This window comes from Dokdonella sp., assembly GCF_044227025.1.
Taxonomy (GTDB): Bacteria; Pseudomonadota; Gammaproteobacteria; order Xanthomonadales; family Rhodanobacteraceae; genus Dokdonella_A.
The window spans coordinates 533872-553980 of record NZ_JBGAFX010000001.1; the positions used below are offsets into that span (position 1 = coordinate 533872).

General features: G+C 68.9%; 11 protein-coding genes. 4 read left to right on the forward strand and 7 right to left on the reverse strand.

What is annotated here, in order from left to right:
• Window positions 1–268 precede the first annotated feature (268 nt).
• On the forward strand, window positions 269–3583 hold the full coding sequence (locus tag ACILRJ_RS02425; RefSeq protein WP_395680007.1) for a PAS-domain containing protein: 3315 nt from the start codon (window positions 269–271) through the stop codon (window positions 3581–3583).
• A gap of 49 nt (window positions 3584–3632) precedes the next feature.
• Here the strand turns inward: ACILRJ_RS02425 and ACILRJ_RS02430 are convergent, their stop codons facing one another.
• Window positions 3633–4310, reverse strand: coding sequence for a response regulator (locus ACILRJ_RS02430; protein ID WP_395680009.1), 678 nt, complete (start codon window positions 4308–4310; stop codon window positions 3633–3635).
• 137 nt (window positions 4311–4447) lie between these two features.
• Here ACILRJ_RS02430 and ACILRJ_RS02435 point away from each other — a divergent pair, with 137 nt between their 5' ends.
• The gene (locus tag ACILRJ_RS02435; protein WP_395680011.1) at window positions 4448–6274 is read left to right on the forward strand and encodes a 3-hydroxybutyrate oligomer hydrolase family protein; all 1827 of its coding nucleotides are present in this window, start codon (window positions 4448–4450) and stop codon (window positions 6272–6274) included.
• 161 nt (window positions 6275–6435) lie between these two features.
• On the opposite strand, the gene ACILRJ_RS02440 is transcribed toward ACILRJ_RS02435, so the two are convergent.
• The 3 genes from ACILRJ_RS02440 to ACILRJ_RS02450 form a co-directional block, all read right to left on the reverse strand.
• Complete coding sequence (locus tag ACILRJ_RS02440) at window positions 6436–9564, reverse strand: efflux RND transporter permease subunit (protein ID WP_395680014.1); 3129 nt, start codon at window positions 9562–9564, stop codon at window positions 6436–6438.
• An 865-nt stretch (window positions 9565–10429) separates the two neighbouring features.
• Window positions 10430–13660, reverse strand: coding sequence for an efflux RND transporter permease subunit (locus ACILRJ_RS02445; protein ID WP_395680016.1), 3231 nt, complete (start codon window positions 13658–13660; stop codon window positions 10430–10432).
• A 120-nt stretch (window positions 13661–13780) separates the two neighbouring features.
• Window positions 13781–15004, reverse strand: a complete 1224-nt coding sequence (locus ACILRJ_RS02450; protein WP_395680018.1) for an efflux RND transporter periplasmic adaptor subunit — start codon at window positions 15002–15004, stop codon at window positions 13781–13783.
• A 266-nt stretch (window positions 15005–15270) separates the two neighbouring features.
• Between ACILRJ_RS02450 and msrA the strand changes: the two genes are divergently transcribed.
• Both msrA and msrB read left to right on the forward strand, forming a co-directional pair.
• Window positions 15271–15930: a peptide-methionine (S)-S-oxide reductase MsrA gene (msrA, locus tag ACILRJ_RS02455; RefSeq protein WP_395680020.1), complete on the forward strand. Its 660-nt coding sequence runs from the start codon at window positions 15271–15273 to the stop codon at window positions 15928–15930.
• A complete protein-coding gene (gene msrB / locus ACILRJ_RS02460) occupies window positions 15927–16349 on the forward strand; it encodes a peptide-methionine (R)-S-oxide reductase MsrB (protein WP_395680022.1) in 423 nt (140 codons plus the stop codon). Before msrA ends, msrB begins: the two co-directional genes overlap by 4 nt.
• Before the next feature lie 16 nt (window positions 16350–16365).
• Here msrB and ACILRJ_RS02465 read toward each other — a convergent pair whose 3' ends face one another.
• Genes ACILRJ_RS02465 through ACILRJ_RS02475 form a run of 3 tightly spaced genes read right to left on the reverse strand, consistent with a single transcriptional unit; the run spans window position 16366 to window position 20080 of the window.
• Window positions 16366–17901, reverse strand: coding sequence for a response regulator (locus ACILRJ_RS02465; protein ID WP_395680024.1), 1536 nt, complete (start codon window positions 17899–17901; stop codon window positions 16366–16368).
• Window positions 17901–18341, reverse strand: a complete 441-nt coding sequence (locus ACILRJ_RS02470) for a response regulator (RefSeq protein ID WP_395680758.1) — start codon at window positions 18339–18341, stop codon at window positions 17901–17903. Before ACILRJ_RS02470 ends, ACILRJ_RS02465 begins: the two co-directional genes overlap by 1 nt.
• Entirely contained in the window at window positions 18341–20080 is a 1740-nt protein-coding gene (locus ACILRJ_RS02475) for an ATP-binding protein (RefSeq protein WP_395680026.1), read from the reverse strand. The genes ACILRJ_RS02470 and ACILRJ_RS02475 overlap by 1 nt, the downstream gene beginning before the upstream one ends.
• Window positions 20081–20109: the final 29 nt, after the last annotated feature.

Here is a 20109-nt window from a genome sequence, read left to right on the forward strand (position 1 = left end):
CACGGCAAGCTCCTGCCGTCGCACGAATGCTTCGATCCGCGATCGGCCTCGAACCAATCCGGTTCGCGTGGAGCGCAGCGTCCGCAGATCGCGGAGTCGAAACGCCCGCGAGCGCGCCAAAACGACCGTTCGACTTCGGCCTCGCGGGCCTGCGCTCAGGGTGAACGGAGTGCCCGATGCTGCGGCACGCATCTCGGCCCTCGGCCCGCGGCCCTCCATCGTGCTTCAATGCGCCGCAAGTCTTCCGCGCAGGCCGCGTGTCCGCCGCATGAGCTATCCGTCCATCTTCGTCGCGCTTGCCGGCCTGCTGTGGCTCGCCCTCATGTTCGCGGTCGCGCTGTACGGCGAGCGTCATCCGCGCGCGTTCGAGCGGCGCTGGCACCTCGTCTACGCGCTGTCGCTCGGCGTGCACTGCACGTCGTGGACGTTCTACGGCACGGTCACCCAGGCCGAGCGTTCCGGCTGGTGGCTGCCGCCGACGTTCGTCGGCCTGATCCTGCTGTACCTCGTCGGCGCCGGCCTGCTGGTGAGGCTCGTGCGCCTCGCACGCGAACATCACGCGAGCTCGCTTGCCGACTTCGTCGCCGCGCGCCTCGGCCGGCATGCCGGGCTCGCGGCGCTTGTGACCGCGGTCACGGTCGTCGGCATCGTGCCCTACATCGCGCTGCAACTGAAGGCCGTCGCGATGAGCTACGCGCTGTTCGCGCGCGGCGGCGACCCTGCCGCGCCCGCGTGGCAGGACAGTGCGCTGTGGGTCGCGCTTGCGATGGCCGCGTTCGCGATGCTGTTCGGCACGCGTCGCGCGCCGGCCGCGGCGCACAACCGCGGTCTCGTGCTCGCGCTCGCGTTCGAGTCCGTGTTCAAGCTGGTCGCGATGCTCGCGATCGGCGCGCTGGTGCTGACCCTGCCGGATGTCGAAGCCGCCGCGCGCACCACGCCGCACGACAGCGACGGATTCCCCGCCCTGATCCTGCTCGGCGCGCTCGCCGCATTCACGCTGCCACACCAGTTCCATGCCGGCGTGGTCGAGTGTCGCGACGCCTCGCACGTGCGCAGCGCGCGCTGGCTGTTTCCGCTTTACCTGTGCGCGATCGCGCTGCCGGTGTTGCCGCTGGCGCAGGCCGGCGCGCAGCGCTTCGCATCGCTCGGCGTGCCGTCCGATCTGTACGTGCTCGCGTTGCCGCTGGCGCAGGGCCAGCACGGTCTGGCCGTGCTCGCATTCCTCGGCGGGCTGTCGGCGGCGACCAGCATGGTTATCGTTGCGACGCTCGCGCTGAGCCTGATGATCGGCAACCACTGGCTCGCGCCGCTGCGCGTGCGTGCGGGCTGGGCGCGCGGCGAACATGCCGACCTGCGACCAGCGGTGCTGCGCCAGCGGCGTGTCGCGATCCTCGCCGTCGTGCTGCTCGCCTGGCTGTATTCACGCGCGGCGGTCGGCGGCAACGCGCTGGCGGACATCGGTGCACTGTCGTTCTCCGCACTCGCCGGCCTGATGCCGGCAGTGCTGATCGCGTTGTACCGCCCGACCATCGGCGCGCGTGCGGTCGCGCTCGGCCTCGTTGCCGGCACGCTGGTATGGCTGTACACGCTCGCGCCGAACGTGTTGCCCGCGCTCGCGCCGGCGCTGCGCAGCGGGCCGTTCGGCATCGCCGCGCTGTCGCCGCAGGGCCTGTTCGGACTTGCCGGCTGGAGTGATCTTGCGCGTTCGCTAGCCGCCAGTCTCGTCGTCAACGTAGGCGTGCTTGCGCTCGCCGCGCGTACGCGCTGGGCGCACGCCGGGGCCGCCCGGCAGATCGGTGCGTTGCCGATCGCCGACCTCGCCGCGCTGGCGACGCGCTTCTTGCCGCGCGAGCGCGTCGACGCGCTGCTCGACCCGCGCCGCAGCGAGGCCGACGAGGCGAGCGTTGCCGCGGTCGAACACGAGCTCGCCAGCGTGATCGGCGCCGCCTCGGCGCGCCTGCTGCTCGAAGTCGCGCGGCGCGAGCGCGGTGGCCAGCTCGACACGGTTGCGGCGATCGTCGGCGAGGCGAGCCGCGACCTGCGCTTCAACCAACGCGTACTGGAGGCTGCGCTCGAGAACATGAGCCAGGGCATCTGCGTCGTCGACGCCAAGCTGGTCGTGGTCGCGTGGAATCGCCGCTATGCGGAGCTGTTCGACTATCCCGCGGATCTGCTCGCGGTCGGTCGGCCGATCGCCGAGCTGATGCGCCACAACATCGCGCGCGGCCTGATCGGCGACGGCGAGGTGGAACGGCGCGTTGATCGCCGCCTCGCGCAGATGGCGGCCGGCTCGCCGCACCTGTCCGAGCGGCGCTTTCCGGATGGCACCGTGGTCGAGATCCGCGGCAACCCGATGCCGGGTGGCGGCTTCGTCGCGACGTTCACCGACGTGACCGCGTTCCGCGAGGCCGAGCGCGCGCTGACCCGCGCGAACGAGACCCTCGAACAGCGCGTCGCCGAGCGCACCACCGAACTCGCACGCGCGAGTGCCGCGGCCGAACGCGCGAACCGCGCCAAGACGCGCTTCCTCGCCGCGGTCAGCCACGACCTCGCGCAGCCGTTGCACGCCGCGCACCTGTTCACGCACGCGCTCGCGCAGCGCATTGGCGGCGGTACCGAGCGCGAGGCAGTCGCGAACATCGATTCCGCACTCGGTTCGGCCGAAGGCCTGCTCGGCGGACTGATCGAGGTCTCGCGCCTCGACGCCGGCGGCCTGCGGCCGGAGCCCCGCGCGTTCGTGCTCGACGCGCTCCTGCAACCCCTCGCGGCGGAGTACCGCGTGCTCGCGCAAGCGAAGGGGCTGCGGCTGGATTGCGTGCCGACCCGCGCATGGGTGCGCAGCGATCCACAACTGTTGCGCCGCGTGCTGCAGAATTTCCTGTCCAACGCGATCAAGTACACGCGGTCGGGTGGCGTCGTGCTTGGCGTGCGTCGACACGGTGCGAACCTGCGCATCGAGGTGTGGGACAGCGGTGCCGGCATCGCCGAGGCGGACCGCGCACTCGTGTTCGAGGAATTTCGCCGCATCGACCGCGACGGTGCCGGTCTTGGCCTTGGCTTGTCGATCGCGGAGCGGATCGCGCGCCTGCTCGGCCATCCCCTCACGCTGCGCTCATGGCCCGCCCGCGGCAGCGTGTTCGCGGTCGAACTGCCGCGCGCGCAGGCGGTTGCGGAGGCGACGGGCAACACGCAGGCGGAAACGCCGGCGCTGTCGCCGGTGCCGCAGCGCGTGCTCATCGTCGACAATGATCCGGCCGTGCTCGCGGCGACGCGCGCGCTGCTCGAAGGGTGGGGCTGTGCGGTCGCGGTCGCATCCGACATCGCCGGCGCGCTTGCCGCGAGCGCCGATGCGCTGCCGGACCTGCTCGTGCTCGACTACCACCTCGACGGCGGCGCGACCGGCCTCGACCTGCGTGCCGCACTTGGCGCGCGCGCGAGCGCGACGCCGTGCATCGTCGTCACTGCGGACCACGCCGAGGACGTACGCCGCGCCGTTCTCGCGGGCGGCTGCCAGCTGCTGCACAAGCCGCTCAAGCCGCTCGCGTTGAAGTCGCTGATGGCGCGCATGTTGGTCGCGGCGTGACGCATCTCGCGCGGCGCCGAGGATTGGCCTCCGCCGACAATGGCGGGAATCAGGAGCTTTCGAGCGGTTGCAGCGAGCGCAGCAGCACGCCGGCCTGGGTGCGGTTGCGCACACCGAGACGATCGAAGATCGCGCTGAGGTGCGCCTTCACGGTGCGCTCCTGCACGCCGAGGCGATCGGCGATCTGCTTGTTGAGCAGGCCTTCGGCGACGAGCCCGAGCACGCGCATCTGCTGTGGGCTCAGGCTGGCGAGACGCGCGGCAAGCGCGCGGTCATCGGGTGCGGGCGCGGATGCGATCGAATCGCGCACCGTTGGTGGCAGCCAGGTGCGGCAGTCGAGCACGCTGCGCAATGCCTCGGCGAGTTCGTCCGCGCTGGAGCGCTTGGAGAGGTAGCCGGCCGCGCCGAATGCAAGCGCACGCCGGATCGTGGCGTCGTCGTCATGCGCAGAAACCATCGCGACCGCGATCGCAGGATGTTCCGCGCGCAGGGTCGCGAGCCCGATCAGACCGTGGCTGCCTGGCATGTCGAGGTCGAGCAGGACGAGGTCGGTGTCGGCATGCCGGGCGAGATCCGCGCGCGCCTCGTCGAACGTCGCGACTTCGGCGAGTTCCGCTGCGGGCGCGACCGCGCGCACGCTCTGCGCGAGCGCGAGGCGGAACAGCGGATGGTCGTCGGCGAGCAGGATGCGCACGGCGACCACTGTAGGGCACGTCGCAGGCACCATCAAACGGGCGCGTGCGACGCGTGTGTCGTCGCCTTGCGTTCGGCGGGACTCGCCGCTGCGTGCTCGACCGCCTGCTCGTCGGCGGATTGGACCTTCGTACGATGACGGGCGTGCGCACATCGCGCTAGGCTGCGCGGATGATCCGTCGATCGCTGCCCCTGTTGTTCCTGCTGCTCGCCGCCTGCGCGACGCAACGCCCGCCGGAGAAGCCGATGACCGCAAACGACTCCTTCGGCGAAGTGCGCGAGTCCCTACACCGCAACGGCGACGACCTGCTCAGCGCCGGCCTCGGCCTCGCCGGATTGCGTGCAAGGTCGCCCGCGTTCGCCGATGCGGCGCAGCCGACAGCGGCGGAACTTCGCCGCCGCGCGATCCACACGAGCTGGGCCGGCATCGCCGATCTCGGTCCGCTCGGCGGCTACGGCGACATCTACGGTGCGGTACCGAGCGTGCCCGGCCGCGAATACCAGGCGTTCGCCCGCCTCCATGGTGCGCTCGCCCCGCATCGCGTGCTGCTGCAGGCGCCGGATGCGTTCGATGCGAACGCGCGCTGCCTCGTCGTCGCCGCGTCGTCGGGTTCGCGCGGCGTGTACGGCGCGATCGCGCTCGCCGGTGCGTGGGCGTTGCCACGCGGCTGCGCGGTCGCCTACACCGACAAGGGCACCGGTTCGGGTTACTTCGACCTCGACAGCGACAGCGGCGTCGCGCTCGACGGCACGCGAGCGGCACGCGGCACGGCGCCGCTCGAGTTCGAGCCGGCGCACGTCGATGCCATGCGCGGCGTCGCGATCAAGCACGCGCACTCGAGCGGCAATCCCGAAGCGGACTGGGGCCGGCATGTGCTGCAGGCTGCGCGATTCGGTCTCGCCATGCTCGATCGCGCGTATCCGGCGCAGGCACCATTCACGCCGGCGAACACGCGCGTGATCGTGACCGGCGTGTCGAACGGCGCTGGCGCGGCATTGCAGGCGGCCGGTCTCGACGACGGGCTGATCGACGGGGTCGTCGCGCTCGCGCCCAACGTACACGTCGCCGGCCACGGCCGCGCGTTGTACGACTACGCCAGCGAAGCCGCCTTGTTGATGCCGTGCGCGCTGGTCGATGCGCGTTTCGATGCCGTGCCATTCGCGCGCGTGCATGGCGCGACACCACCCGCGTGGCTCGCGCGCTGCGCACGCCTGCACGAACAAGGCGTGCTCGAGGGAACCGACCTCGCGGCGCAAGCGCGCGCGGCGCTCGATCGCCTGCACGCCGCGGGCTGGGACGATCTCGCGCTGGCGACCGCGGCGAGTTCCACCGCGTTCGATCTCTGGCGCGCGGTCGGCGCTACCTATGCGTCGTCGTATCTGCGCGCGCCGGCGACGAAGATGCCGTGCGGGTTCCGTTTCGCCGCGACCGATGCGCACGGTGCCGCCATCGCCGCCGATGCGCCCACGCGCGCCGCCTGGTGGTCGGATGCGAGCGGCATTCCGCCCGGCGCCGGTGTCATGCTGCTTGGCGGCACCGACGCGAGCGCGGACCCGACCGCGGCCGGCATCGACTGCCTGCGTCGCCTGTGGAGCGGCAATGATGCGCCGGCGCATGCGTTGCATGCCGCAGTCGCCGCGACCATCACCAGGCCGCCGCGCGCCGACTTGCCGATCCTCGTCGCGCATGGCGAAGACGATGGCCTGTTGCCATTCGCTTTCACGTCCTCGGCCTACATCGACGCCCTGGCGGCGGCCGGCCGCAAGCCCGTGCTCTGGCGCGTGCCGCACGCGCAGCACTTCGATGCGTTCCTCGCGCTGCCCGCCTTCGGCGATCGCTACGTGCCGTTGTTGCCGTATGGCTACGCCGCGCTCGATGCGATGTGGAAGCACGTCGCCGCCGCTGCGCCGCTGCCCGCATCAAAACGCTTCCCGACGCACCCGCGCGGCGCCCGCGGGCTCGACCGCGGCATGCTCGCACTCGACTCCGGCGATTGATCGCAAAGCGGCCGTTTTGGCAGCGCAGCGTGCTCCGCGGCTTGTGCTTTCGGCGTCGCTGAGCCGATCAGGCTCGGCTCCGCAACGGCAGGCGCAGGCTTGCCCTGGGTGCGGTCGTGCGGGGCTCGGCGCGCGCGCAGATCAGGCACATTCCTGCAGGGCTATGCGCGCGCATCCGCGTTGATCCGCGTCAGGGCCCTGGCGGCTTTCCGTTGGCGCCGCCGTTCGCTGATGCGCGCAAAGATCAGATAGATTGCCGGTGTCGACAGCAGGGTCAGGCTCTGCGATACGAGCAGGCCACCGATCATCGCGATGCCAAGCGGACGGCGCAGTTCCGAACCGGTACCGAAACCGATCGCGAGTGGCAGCGCGGCGCAGATCGCGACCATCGAGGTCATCATGATCGGACGAAAGCGCACCAGCGAGGCCTCGCGAATCGCTTCCAGTGGCGATCGACCGTGTTCGCGTTCGGCGACGAGGGCGAAGTCGACCATCATGATCGCGTTCTTCTTGACGATACCGATCAGCAGCACGATCGCGATCATCGACACCACCGACAGCTCGGTGCCGGTGACGACCATCGCGAGCAGCGCGCCGACGCCGGCCGAGGGCAGGGTCGAGAGGATCGTGACCGGATGGATCAGGCTCTCGTACAGCATGCCGAGCACGATGTAGACGATCACGATCGCGCCGAAGATCAGCAGCGAGTTGTCGCCCTGCTGGGTCTGGAAGTTGCGGAAGTCGCCGGCGAAGTCCATGCGGATGTCGCCGGGCAGGCGCATCCCGGCGATCGTGCCCTCGATGATCGCCTGTGCCTGGCTCATGGTCACGTCCGGTGCGAGGTTGAAGCTGAGGCTCACCGTCGAGAACTGGCCCTCGTGCGAAACCTCGGTCGGCGCGATGCCCTCCTGCATCTTCACCAGTGCGCCGATCGGCACCATCGCGCCGCTGTCCGAACGCACGTACAGGCGTTCGAGCGCGGACGGATCGGTGGCCTGGCTCGGCAGTGCGCTGAGTACCACCTTGAACTGGTTGACGTCCGAATAGATCGTCGAAACCTGGCGCTGGCCGAACGCATTGTTGAGCGCGCTGTCGATCGCGGCGACGCTGACGCCGAGGCGCGCGGCGCTGTCGCGGTCTATCGCCAGTGTCTGGCGCGGACCGGCCTCGTCGACGTCGCTGTCGACGTCGCGCAGCTGCGGCAACTTCTTCAGTGCTTCCACCAGCTTCGGCGCCCACACCTGCAACGATGCAATGTCGTTGCCCTTGAGCGACATCTGGTACTGCCCGCCGCTGCCACCGCCACCACCACCGCCGCTCGGCAGGTCCTGCACCGGTCGCAGGCGCATCTGCACGCCGGGCAGGTCCTGCGCCATCCTGTTGAGGCGGGTCATCACCGCGAAGGTCGACTCGCCTTGGCGCTGCGGCGGCGGTTTCAGGCTGATGTAGAGCTGGCCCGAACCGCCGCCGCCGCGACCAAAGCCGCCTCCAAGGCGCGAGCCGACGCTGTCGACCGCCGGATCCTGCATCACCATCCCGGCGAGTTTCTGCGTCTGCTCCATCATGCGCGGCGGCGACACGTCGGCGCCGGCGGTGATCCGACCCTGCAGCATGCCGGTGTCCTGCTGCGGGAAGAGGCCGCTGTGCACGAAGCGCATCAGGAACACGGTGATGACGATGAGAACCAGCGGTTGCAGTGCGGTCAGTCGCGGCCAGCGCAACGAATGGTCGAGCAGGACGCGGTACAGGTCGAGCATGCCGGCGTGGATCGCATCGATGCGCGCGCCAAGGCGCGACGGTTTCGCCTCGGCGTGCGGCGTGAGGAAGCGTCCGCACAGGGCCGGCGTCAGGGTCAGCGAGATGATCGCGGAGAACACGATGGCCGCCACCAGGGTGATCGCGAACTCCTTGAAGAACATGCCGGTGATGCCGCTGGCGAACATCACCGGCGCGAACACCGCGACCAGCGAGGCGGTGATCGACACGATCGTGAATCCGATCTCCTTCGCGCCGAGCAGGGTCGCCTCGAAGCGATGCATGCCGGCGTCGACATGCCGGATCACGTTCTCGATCACCACGATTGCATCGTCGACGACGAAGCCGATCGCGATCACCAGCGCCATCAGCGACATGTTGTCGAGCGTGAAACCGAGCACGTACATGACGGTGAACGCGCCGGTAAGCGACAGCGGCACCGCGCTCGCAGCGATCAGCGTCGGCGCGAGCCGGCGCAGGAACAGCGCCATCGTCAGGATCACCATGCCGAGGCTGAGCAGCAGGCTGATCTGCACCTCGTCGATCGAGGCACGGATGATCGGCGTGCGGTCGAAGAACGGCGTCAGCGTCACGCCCGCCGGCAACCAGGTCTGCAGCTGGGGGATTTCATTCTTGACGCTGTCGACGGTCGCGATGACGTTCGCATCGGCCTGCTTGCGCACGAACAGCAGGATCGCGCGGCGCGTGCCGTACCACGCGGCCTGGTACTGGTCCTGCTGGCCGTCGTAGACCCTGGCGACGTCGCTGAGGCGCACGGGCACGCCGTTCTTCACCGCGATGACGAGATCGGCGAACTCCGCGGCGGTGTGCAGCGCATCGTTCGCCGACACCGCCATCGTGGTATGGCCGTTGGAAAGAAACCCCTGCGGCGAGGTCACGTTCGCTGCGGTCAGCGCGTTGCGCACCTGGTCCGGCGACAGCCCCATCGCGTTCAGCGCGCGCAGGTTGAGGTCGACCCGAACTGCCGGTGTCGCGCCGCCGGCGACGTCGACATCGCTGACCCCGGGCAACTGGCGGATTCGCTGCGCGATCAGCGAGTCGGCGTAGTCGTACAATTTCGACAACGGCTCCGAGTCCGAGCTCAACGCGAGCGCCAGCACCGGCTGGTTGTTCGGATTCGCCTTGCGATAGGTCGGCGCATTGGTGAGCCCCGACGGCAGGTCCGGCGCGGCGGCGTTGATCGCCGCCTGCACGTCGCGTGCGGCGTCGTCGACCTTGCGGCTGCTGTCGAACACCAGGATCACCGACGCGCTGCCTTCGCTGCTGCTCGAATTGATCGTGTCGATGCCGGGGATCTGCCCGAGGTGGCGTTCGAGCGGCGCGGCGACCGTGGCCGCCATCGTGTCGGCGCTGCCACCTGGCTGGCTCGCGCTGACGAAGACCACCGGCGGTTCGAGGTTCGGCAATGCCGCGACGCCGAGCAGGAAGTAGCAGATCGCGCCCGCAACGAACAAGCCGATCGCAAGCAGCGAGGTCGCGATCGGGCGGCGGATGAAGGGTCCGGAAATGTTCATGGGATTGCTCCCTCGCGGGCGAGGGGTTGGTGTTGTGCGGCCCCGTTGCGCTCTGCGCTGGGCGACCTTCGCGAGAACCGACCCGCATCCCTGCATGTTCGTCCCGCATCCCTGCGGGCCGGTAACTTCTCTTTGCTTGTCCAAAGAGAAGTCACCAAGAGAAAGGACACCCCCAGCGGCCCGGTCGCTGGGCATCCTGCCCATCGACTGCGCGATCGGGTTGCGGGGTTCGTTGACGGTCCATCCATGGACCGCAACGAACGCGCGCGCATCGTGCGCGCGCCCCTCCGGGCCAGTCCTCCACCCGCTCGCCGGGCCGCAAGGGGACCCCGGTGGAAGATCGGCGCGCTCCTGCGCGCAGATGAAACCAACGCATCGCGGCTTCCGCCGCTCCCGCCAAAGCGGGCATCGCTCTTCTGTGGGAGCGGCGGAAGCCGCGATGCTTCTGCGCGCACCAGCGCGCTATTCTTTGCTTTCAGGTCCCCTTCGGCGCCGGTGGACGGCGGACGAGAAGGCCCGCAGGGGCGCGCGCAGGACGCGCGCGCGTTCGCCGCGATGCAGGATGCATCGTCGGCGAACCCCGGCCGACGTTCACGTACCTTCCGCGCTGCGGAAGGCGACGCCGTCGGGGTGGCCTTCGCTTTGGTTTCTTTCTCTTGGACAAGCAAGAGAAAGAAGCCGGCCCGCAGGGATGCGGGACGAACACGCACGGTCGCGGGCCGGTTTTTGCGATTGCCCGTGACGGGCAACGGAAAGGACTCTGCGAGTCGATTTCCACGAAGAGCATGACATCCCCACACACCATCCCCACCCAACCCTCCCCTTGAAGGGGAGGGCTCGCACATCGCACGTTGCGCGCCGCGCTTCATGTCGACCCCGCGCGAGCGAGCACTGGCGTGCGCTGCGCATGCCGCGCACGCAGCCAATCCGAAAACCGCTCGAAATACAGATAGATCACCGGTGTCGTGTACAAGGTGATCAACTGCGACAACAGCAGGCCGCCGACGATCGACACGCCGAGCGGCTTGCGCAGTTCCGAGCCGATGCCGTTGCCGAGCGCGAGCGGCAGTGCACCGAGCAGTGCGGCGGCGGTGGTCATCATGATCGGTCGGAAGCGCAGCAGGCAGGCGCGGCGGATCGCGTCGTGCGCGTTCATGCCATCGCGCCGGGCCTCGATCGCGAAGTCGATCATCATGATTGCGTTCTTCTTGACGATGCCGATCAGCAGCACGATGCCGACGATGCCGTCGACCGACAGGTTCATGCCGCACGCCATCAGGGCGAGCAGCGCGCCGACGCCTGCGGGGGGCAGGGTCGAGAGGATCGTGATCGGATGGATGTAGCTCTCGTACAGCACGCCAAGCACGATGTAGATGACCACCACTGCGGCGAGCAGGAGCAACACTTCGTCGGTGAGCGACGCGGAGAACTCGGCCGCCTTGCCGACGAACTGGCCGCGCACCTGCGGCGGAAAATTCAGCCCCGCCTCGACCGCGTGGATCGCCGCGACCGCGTCGGACAGCGAATGGCCGCGCGCGAGATTGAACGAGATCGTCACCGCCGGAAGCTGGTCCTGGTGGCTGATCACCAGCGGGGCGTTCTCCTGCTTCGCGCTGGCGAGCGCGGACAGCGGGATCGCGCCGCCGCTGCCGAGCGTGATGCCGGTATTGCCGGCGCCGGCGATGCCCGACGGCGTCGCCGAATTGCTCGAAGCGGCCTGGCCAAGCGCGGTCGCATTGCTGCCGGTGAGCGCACCGTTGCCGTTGCCGCGCACGGTGAGCTGGTCGAGCAGTGCCTTGTTGGTGCGGAATTCCGGCGCGACCTCGAGCACGACGCGATACTGGTTGAGCTGGGTGAAGATGGTCGAGATCTGGCGCTGGCCGAACGCATCGTAGAGCGTGTCGTCGATCGTCTGCATCGGCACGCCGAGTCGGCTCGCCTTCTCGCGGTCGACGGTCAGGTGCAGCGCGTCGCCCTGGTTGGCGAGGTTGTTGTCGACGTCGGAGAGCTCGGGGCGCCGGCGCAGCGCCTCGGTCATCTGCGTCGCGAAGCCGGCGAGTTCGCTCGAGTTCACTTCCGACAGCGAGTACTGGTATTCGGTCGGCGCCACGCGCGTGTCGAGCGCGACGTCCTGCACCGGCTTGAGGTACAGCGCCGCACCGGGGATGTGCGCGACGGCGCGCTGCAAGGCTGGAAGCACCTCGGCCAGGCCACCGCGCTCGCCGCGCGGTTTCAGCACGATGCTGAGCTGGCCCTGGCTGAGGGTCGGATTCACGCTGCCGGCACCGACGAATGCCGCGACGCCGGCGACGCCGGGCACGTCGCGCAGCGCGTCGGCGACCGCCTTGGTGCGCTCCTGCATCGCCGGGAACGCGATGTTCTGGTCTGCCTGCACGACGCCGGTGATCAAGCCGGTGTCCTGTTCGGGCAGCAGGCCCTTCGGGATCGCGATGTAGAGCGCGATCGTGACGATGACCGTCACGGACGCGACCAGCAGCATCAACGGCTGGCGCGCGAGTACCCAGTCGAGGCTGTGCGCGTAGACGTCGACGATGCGCGACCAGGGGTCGCGCCTGGCCGCGACGCCGTCGTGCGCGTGGTCGCCGGCCGGTAGCGCATCGGCCTTGAGCAGGTAGGCGCACATCATCGGCGTCAGGGTCAGCGATATCAGCATCGACAGCGTGACCGCGATCGTCAGCACCCACGCGAACTCGTGGAACAGCCGCCCGGTCACCCCCGGCATCAGCAGCAGCGGCAGGAACACCGCGATCAGCGACACGGTCAGCGACAGCACGGTGAAGCCGATTTCCTTCGCGCCGATTTCCGCCGCCTCCTTGCCGTCCTTGCCCTGCTCGATGTAACGCACGATGTTCTCGATCATCACGATCGCATCGTCGACGACGAAACCGGTCGCGACCGCCAGCGCCATCAGCGACAGGTTGTCGAGCGAGAAGCCGGCGAACGCCATTACGCCGAACGTGCCGAGCAGGGACAGGGGCACCGCGACGCTCGGGATCACCGTCGCCCACAGCCGGCGCAGGAACACGAAGATCACCGCGATCACGAGCAGCACGGTCAGGCCGAGCGTGAACTCGACATCGGCGACCGAGGCGCGGATGGTCACTGTGCGATCGGAGAACACGTCCAGATGCACATCGGCCGGCAGCAGCGCCTGCAGTCGCGGCAGTTGCGCGCGGATGTCGGCCACGGTCTGGACGATGTTCGCCGACGGCTGCCGGCGGATGTCGAGCAGCACCGCCGGCTTGCCGTTCGCCCACGCGGCGAGCTGGTCGTTCTCGACGCCATCGATCACCTGCGCGATGTCGGACAGGCGCACCGCCGCACCGTTCCTGTAGCTGACGATGGTGGAGCGGTAGTCCTCGGCATCGGACAACTGGTCGTTGGTGCCGATGCTGAAACTCTGCACGGTGCCGTTGAGGCTGCCTTTCGGCGCATTCACGTTCGCCTGGGTCAGCGCGCTGCGCACGTCCTCCATGGTCAGGCCGAGGTTGGCGATCTGCGCGGGATTCACCTGCACGCGCACGGCCGGACGCACGTTGCCGGCGATGCTGACGAGGCCGACGCCGCGGATCTGCGCGAGGCGCTGCGCGAGGATGCTGTCGGCGTAGTCGTTGACCTCGCGCAACGGGCGCGAGTCGGAGGTGAGCATCAGGGTCAGGATCGGCGCATCGGCCGGATTGACCTTGCTGTAGACCGGCGGATACGGCAGGTTCGACGGCAGCGTGCCGCGTGCGGCATTGATCGCCGATTGCACGTCCTGGCCGGCGGCGTCGATGTCGCGGCCCTGGTTGAACGTGATGACGATCGTCGACAGGCTGGCCGAACTGTCCGAGTTCATCGTGACGATGCCGGAGATCTGCCCGAACTGCCGTTCGAGTGGCGTCGTCACCAGCGCCGCCATCGTCGAGGCGCTCGCTCCGGGGTACTGCGTCGTCACGATCAGGCTGGGCGCATCGATGTCCGGCAACGCCGCGACCGGCAATGCGCGATAGCCGATCACGCCGAGCAGAAGCAGCGCGAGCATCAACAATGAAGTGGCGATCGGGCGCCGGATGAACAGGGTCGAGAAGCTCATGGAATGGTGCCTTTCGCCTTTCGTTCGCCCGCCGGGAGAAGAGGGCGCAGGGCGCCGGACAAGGGTTCGGGACTCGTTTGCACGATCAGTCCTGCCCGGATTCCGCCCGGCTCGCGTCCATCAGCCACCGCCCCTGCGCCCGCCGCGTCGCTGCGCTTCGCCGCCTTGTCCCTTGTCCTTCGCCAGCTCCTCCGTGCTCGGCGGCGCTGGCGTCTCGCCTGGCGCGAGCGCCTGCACCTTGCTGCCCGGTTTCAGGCGGAACTGGCCTTCGGTTACGACCCGGTCGCCGACCGCGAGGCCGCTGGAAACCAGCACCTGGTCGTTGCCGGCATCGCCGCCCGCGACCACGGGCGTCATCGCCACCGTACCGTCCGCCTGCAACACGTAGACATAGCTGCCGGCAGGGCCGCGCTGCAGCGCCGTCGCGGGCACCACGACGCCGCCTTTCACGGTCCGCACCTTCGCGCGCACGTTGACGAACTGGCCTGGCCACAGCGCGTTGTCCGCGTTGGCGAACTCGGACTTCAGCTTGAACGTGCCGGTACTGGTGTCGATCTGGTTGTCGATCACCTTGAGCACGCCGCTCGCGATCACATGCGCGTCGCTGCGGTCGAGCGCGGCGATTTCGATGCCCGCGGCATCGGCGGCCTGCGCGCTGCGCACCGCGTCCAGATTCTGTTCCGGCAGGGTGAACACCACGTTGATCGGATGCACCTGGGTCAGGGTCACGATCGTGCTGCCGTTCGCCTGCACGAGGTTGCCGACGTCGACCTGGCGGATGCCGGCGACGCCGGTGATCGGCGCCGTGATGCGCGTGTAGCCGAGCTGGGTGCGCGCGCTCGATACCGCGGCGGCGTCGGCGGCGACCAGCGCTTCCTGCTGGCGCACCGTCTGGCGCTGGTTCTCCAGATCCTGCGCCGAGACGAAGTTCTTCTTCTTCAGCTCCTCGTAGCGCGCGAGCGTGCTGTTCGAGGCGCTGAGCTGGGCCGCGTCCTGCTTCTGCTTCGCCGTCGCCTGGTCGAGCGCAGCCTGCAAGGTGCGCGGATCTATCTCGGCGATCAGCGTACCCGCGGCGATTTCCTCGCCCTCGGCGAAATGCAGCGCCTTGAGCTGGCCGCTCACCTGCGCGTTCAGCGCGACCGTGTTGAGCGCCTGCACGGTGCCGAGTGCGGTCAGGTAGACCGGCACGTCCTCGACCTTCGCGGCGACCACGGTGACCGGTACCGGCGCGTCCGCGCGAGCGCGGGCGGCGCCCGGCGCGGCGTTGGAGCTGTAGATGCGCCAGCCGACGAGGCAGGCCAACAGAAGGAGAGCGACGACGAGCGCGAGCTTCCAACGCGACATGGGACGTTCCTTGCGGGCAATGCGAGCGACACCGGGCATCCGGCCGGCGATGCGCGAAGGCTAGCAGCCGGATCTGAACTGCAGGATATCCGACGCGTAAATCCATCTTTACAAGCCCGCTGCCGGGCACGTGCCCGGACGGCATGCCGCGACCGCGGGCTCCCACGTTGGCCTTGGCTTTGCCGGTTCGGCCATCATCTGAAAGAACCCGCGCCCCGCACCTGTCCTTTGCGCACCCGCTGCCAAACCCTCGAAGGAGACCCTCCATGGATGCCGTCTGCGATATCCCGGGCATCGGCCTGGCCGTCGAACGCTCGCTCGTTCCCGATCCCGTGTTCGACCCAGCGCCGGCACCCGGCCTGCATGAAGCGACCGCGGTGCTCGCCGGCGGCTGCTTCTGGTGCGTCGAGGCGGTGTTCCGCGAGCTCGACGGCGTACTCGGCGTCACCTCCGGCTACAGCGGCGGCGATGCCGCGAGCGCGAACTACGAACGTGTCTGCAGCGGCGTGACCGACCACGCCGAAGCGGTCGCGATCCGCTTCGATCCGCAGCGGATCAGCTATGGCCGCTTGCTCAAGGTGTTCTTCGCGGTCGCGCACGATCCGACCCAGGTCGACCGCCAGGGCAACGACCGCGGCCGGCAGTACCGCTCGGTCGTGTTCCACCTCGACGATGTGCAACGCGAAGTTGCCGCAGCCTACATCCGCCAGCTCGACGCGGCGAAGGTGTTCAACGCGCCGATCGTGACGCAGCTCGTTCCGCTCGCTGCGTTCCATGACGCGGAGCGCTACCACCAGAACTATGCCGCGCTGCATCCGGAGCAGGCCTACATTGCCGCGGTGTCGGCGCCGAAAGTCGCCAAGCTGCGCAAGCAGTTCGGCGACTGGTTGCGCAGCGACGGTTCCCGGGACGGAGGCCTCGCATGACGACGTCCGCCTCCGGCTACGACCTCACGCCGATCTCGACGGCCGAGCGCGACCGGCTTGCGGCGCGCCTCACGCCCGAGGAGCGCCATGTGTTGTTCGACCACGGCACCGAGCCACCCTTCTGCGGCGGCCTCCTGCATGAACACGGTGACGGCGTCTTCGCCTGCCGCCTGTGCGGATTGCCGTTGTTCCGCTCGACCACGAAGTTCGAATCGGGCACCGGTTGGCCGAGTTTCTACGCACCGTTCGATCCCGCACACGTGCGCGAGGTTCGCGACACCAGCCACGGCATGGTCCGCGTCGAAACGCGTTGCGCGCGCTGCGACAGCCACCTCGGCCATGTGTTCCCGGACGGACCGCCGCCGAGCGGCAACCGCTATTGCATGAATTCGGCGGCGCTCGAGTTCGCGCCGGCCTGATGCCCCACCGCGCGCGTCAGCGCGCGCGGACTTCCTCGGCAAGCACGCCGAGCAACTGGTCGGGATCGACCGGGCGGTCGATGAAGCGGATACGTGGCAACGGTGGCAGGTCGGGTTCGATCTGTGCGCGTTCGGCCGGCGCGGCGATCAGGACAAGCGGTCCGCGGTAATCCATCTCGAGCAGGTGCGCCGCGGTCATGACGCCGGTCATCAGGGTCATGCGCCCGTCCATGAGCACCACGTCGGGCAGTCCTTCGCGTTCGATCGACTGCATCGCGACCGCACCGTTGTCCGCGGGCGACACGACGTAGCCGTTCAATTCGATGATGTCCTGCAGCATCACGAGCTTGCTCTCGCGCTCGATCACCACCAGCACGCGTTCGCCGTGGCCGCGCGTGGCCGCGTGCGCGCCACCTGCATTCGCATGCGCGACCGGCATCGGGAGGTAAATCGAGAACGTCGAACCCTTGCCCGGCGTGCTGTCGACGCGGAGCACGCCGCCGTGGTTGGCGACGATGCGCCGGCACGACAGCAGGCCGAGGCCGGTGCCCTTTTCCTTGGTCGTGAAGAATGGCTTGAACAGCCGTTCGCGCACGTCGCGCGACATGCCGATGCCGCTGTCGGAAATCGCAATGCAAAGGAATGGACCCGACCGCGCGGCCTCGTCCGGTTCGAAGAACGCCTGGTCGAGCTGCAGCGTGCGCGCCGCGACGCGCAGGATGCCGCCGTCCGGCATCGCCTGCGCGCCGTTGAGGCACAGGTTGAGCAGGCACTGCTGCAGCTCGGTCGCGTTGCCTTCGATCTCGAGCGCACGGTCCGGCGCGTCGACGACGAATTCGACGTTGCGCGCGAGGCTGCCGCGCAGCAGCATCGCGAGGCCGTCGATCAGCGACGCGATCGACACGCGGTGCACGGCCGCGCGCGAACCGCGCGCGAACGACAGCATCGACGCGACGATGTCGAGGCCGCGCCGGGTCGACTCCTCGATGAGCTTGCCGACCCTGCGGATCTCCTCGTTCGGGTACTCGTTCAGCATCGCCACGCCCATCGCGATCGGCTGCAGCACGTTGCGCAGGTCGTGGCTGAGGCCGGAGGCCAGCAGCGCGAGGCTCTCGTACCGCTGCACGCGCAGCAGCTCGGCTTCGGCCGCGTCCCGCGCGCGCTTCTCCTCGGTCTCGGCGAGCGCGCGGCGCACCGCGCTGGCGAGGCGCGCGAGCTTGTCCTTGAGCACGTAGTCGGTGGCGCCGCGGCGCAGCGCTTCGACCGCGGCTTCCTCACCCATGGTGCCCGATACGAACAGGAACGGAATGCGCGGAGCGCTGGCCCGCGCGATCTCGAGAGCGTGGTAGCCGGAGAACTCCGGCATGCTGAGGTCCGAGATGACGAGATCGGGAGCGAACGCGGCCAGCGCGTCGTTGAAGGCCGCTTCGTCCTCGACGCGCATCCACTCGACGGCGAGGCCGTCGTCGCGCAACTGGTCGAGCACGAGCTCGGCGTCGAGTTCGCTGTCCTCGACCAGCAGTACGCGCAGCGTGGGTGGAGCGGTGCCCATCAGAGGTGCGGACGCGCTTCGTTGATGACCGCCCAGAACTGGCCAAGCGTCTGCACCGCATCGAAGAACTGGCGGGCGTCGACGGGCTTGACCACGTACGCATTCACGCCGAGGTCCCAGCTCGCGGCGAGGTCGCGTTCCTCGCGCGAGGACGAAAGGATCACCACCGGGATCGTGCGCGTGGCCTCGTGGGTGCGGATCTCGCGCAGCACCTCGATGCCGTCCATGCGCGGCATCTTGATGTCGAGCAGGACGACTGCAGGATTCCCTTCCTGGCGTCCGGCGAAGCCGTTGCGCGCGTGCAGGAAGTCGAGCGCGTCCACGCCGTCCTCGACGTGCACGATCGGGTTCGCGATGCGTGCCTCGCGCAGCGCGTCGATGGTCATCTCGGCGTCGGCAAGGCTGTCTTCGACCAGCAGGATGGTGCGGATTTCTTGGATCAAGTTCGTTCCTCCCGGATTGTCTCGTGCCGCGGCAGCGTGAAATGGATCGTGGCGCCCTTGCCGGATTCGCCTTCGGCCCAGGCACGGCCTTCATGACGCGCGACGATGCGGCGCACGGATGCCAGCCCGATGCCGGTTCCTTCGAACTCGGATGCCTTGTGCAGGCGCTGGAACACCCCGAACAGCTTGTCGACATACTTCATGTCGAAGCCGACGCCGTCGTCGCGCACCCAGAACTCGCGCGCCTCGCCGTCGTCGCGGAAGCCAATTTCGATGTGCGCGGGGTCCCTGCCCGCAGTGTACTTGAGCGCATTCTCGAGCAGATTCTGCCAGACCAGGCGCAGCATCGTCGCGTCTGCGACGACCACCGGAAGCGGTGCGATGCGCCATTGCACGCGGCGGTTCTCCGCGGCCGACATCAGCGTGGAACGGACTTCCTCGACCAGCGATTGCAGGTCGACCGGCTGCATCCGGAGCGCGTGCCGGCCGAGGCGCGAATAGGCGAGCAGGTCCTCGATCAGCGCGGACATCCGCCGCGCAGAGTCTGCGATCACGGAGCAGTAGTGGGCGAGCTTCTCGTCGCGTTCGTCGCCGAGCTGGCCCCTGAGCTTCTCGGCGAAGCCGGCGATGTGGCGCAGCGGCGCGCGCAGGTCGTGCGAGACGGAATAGGAGAATGCCTCCAGCTCGCGATTGACCTCGGTGACCTGCTCGATCTTGCCCGACAGCTGCCGGTTCAATTCGAGCACCTGCTCCTCGGAGCGCTTGCGCGCGGTGATGTCGCTGACCGTGACCAGTGCGGCCGGGCGCGGGTTGTCGGGCAGGTCGATGGCACGTGCGTTGACGATCACGCGTCGGCGGCTGCCGCCCGCATCCTCCTGTTCCGTTTCGAAGTCCCACAGTTCGCGTCGTTGGCCGATGACGTCGCGCAGGCGTTGCAGCAGGGCGGCGTCGCGCCAGCCGGGCACGCTCGGCAACGCCGTGCCGTCGGTGCGATCGATGCCGTAGAAGGCGCCGAAGGCCTGGTTCGTCTGCAACAGGGCGAGCTCGTGGTCCACCACCGCGATCGGCTCGCGCACGGATTCGACGATGAGGCGCGCGCGCCCGACCGCGCTGCGCGTGCCGGCTTCGGCGTCGATACGCCGCAGGGTTTGCCTCTCGGCGAACCACAGCACGATGCCGAGCAGCAGCAGCTGGGCGACCGCGGTCGCGATCGTCACCCAACGTGCGAAAGAGACGCGCTGGTCGGTCTGGCGCCCGCGTTCGAATGCAAGGCGGTTTTCCTCCGCGAGCAGGTCATTGGTGATGTCGGAGATCGCCGAGCGGGCGAGCGGGGCGGGGCTTTCCTGCCCCGCGACGAGGCGGTCGAGTTGCGCAATCGTCCCATCGAGCCGTGCGCGCAGGAAGCCGATCCGCTCCTGCTGGCCGGAATTGTCGCGCGTGAGTTCGCGCAAGGTTCCCAGCAGTGGCTCGAAGCGCGCGTTTGCATCGGTGTAGCGCGCGCGGACCACGTCATCACCCGGCGCCACGCGCGTTGCATAGGCCGCGGCCTGCAGCTCCGCGAGGGCGGCATTGAGGTCGTACAGCGTCGAGCGTACCTGCTGGGAATGCTCCAGCCAGCGGAACGAATCCACCGTTTCGTCGCTGACGCGCTGGCGCACGAAATAGCCGATGAAGACGATCAGCACCAGGCTGCCCATCAACGCGAGGAAGCGCAGGTTCGCGGTCGTCAGTTGCACTCGCTGGTACCTCCGGGAAGAGACATGGC

Bases quoted from the DNA above. Each gene is read 5' to 3' on its own strand.
- msrB (WP_395680022.1), top strand. From the start codon at position 15,927: ATGACGACGTCCGCCTCCGGCTACGACCTCACGCCGATCTCGACGGCC.
- ACILRJ_RS02465 (WP_395680024.1), bottom strand. From the start codon at position 17,901: ATGGGCACCGCTCCACCCACGCTGCGCGTACTGCTGGTCGAGGACAGC.
- ACILRJ_RS02425 (WP_395680007.1), top strand. From the start codon at position 269: ATGAGCTATCCGTCCATCTTCGTCGCGCTTGCCGGCCTGCTGTGGCTC.
- ACILRJ_RS02430 (WP_395680009.1), bottom strand. From the start codon at position 4,310: ATGGTGCCTGCGACGTGCCCTACAGTGGTCGCCGTGCGCATCCTGCTC.
- ACILRJ_RS02440 (WP_395680014.1), bottom strand. From the start codon at position 9,564: ATGAACATTTCCGGACCCTTCATCCGCCGCCCGATCGCGACCTCGCTG.
- ACILRJ_RS02435 (WP_395680011.1), top strand. From the start codon at position 4,448: ATGATCCGTCGATCGCTGCCCCTGTTGTTCCTGCTGCTCGCCGCCTGC.
- msrA (WP_395680020.1), top strand. From the start codon at position 15,271: ATGGATGCCGTCTGCGATATCCCGGGCATCGGCCTGGCCGTCGAACGC.
- ACILRJ_RS02450 (WP_395680018.1), bottom strand. From the start codon at position 15,004: ATGTCGCGTTGGAAGCTCGCGCTCGTCGTCGCTCTCCTTCTGTTGGCC.
- ACILRJ_RS02445 (WP_395680016.1), bottom strand. From the start codon at position 13,660: ATGAGCTTCTCGACCCTGTTCATCCGGCGCCCGATCGCCACTTCATTG.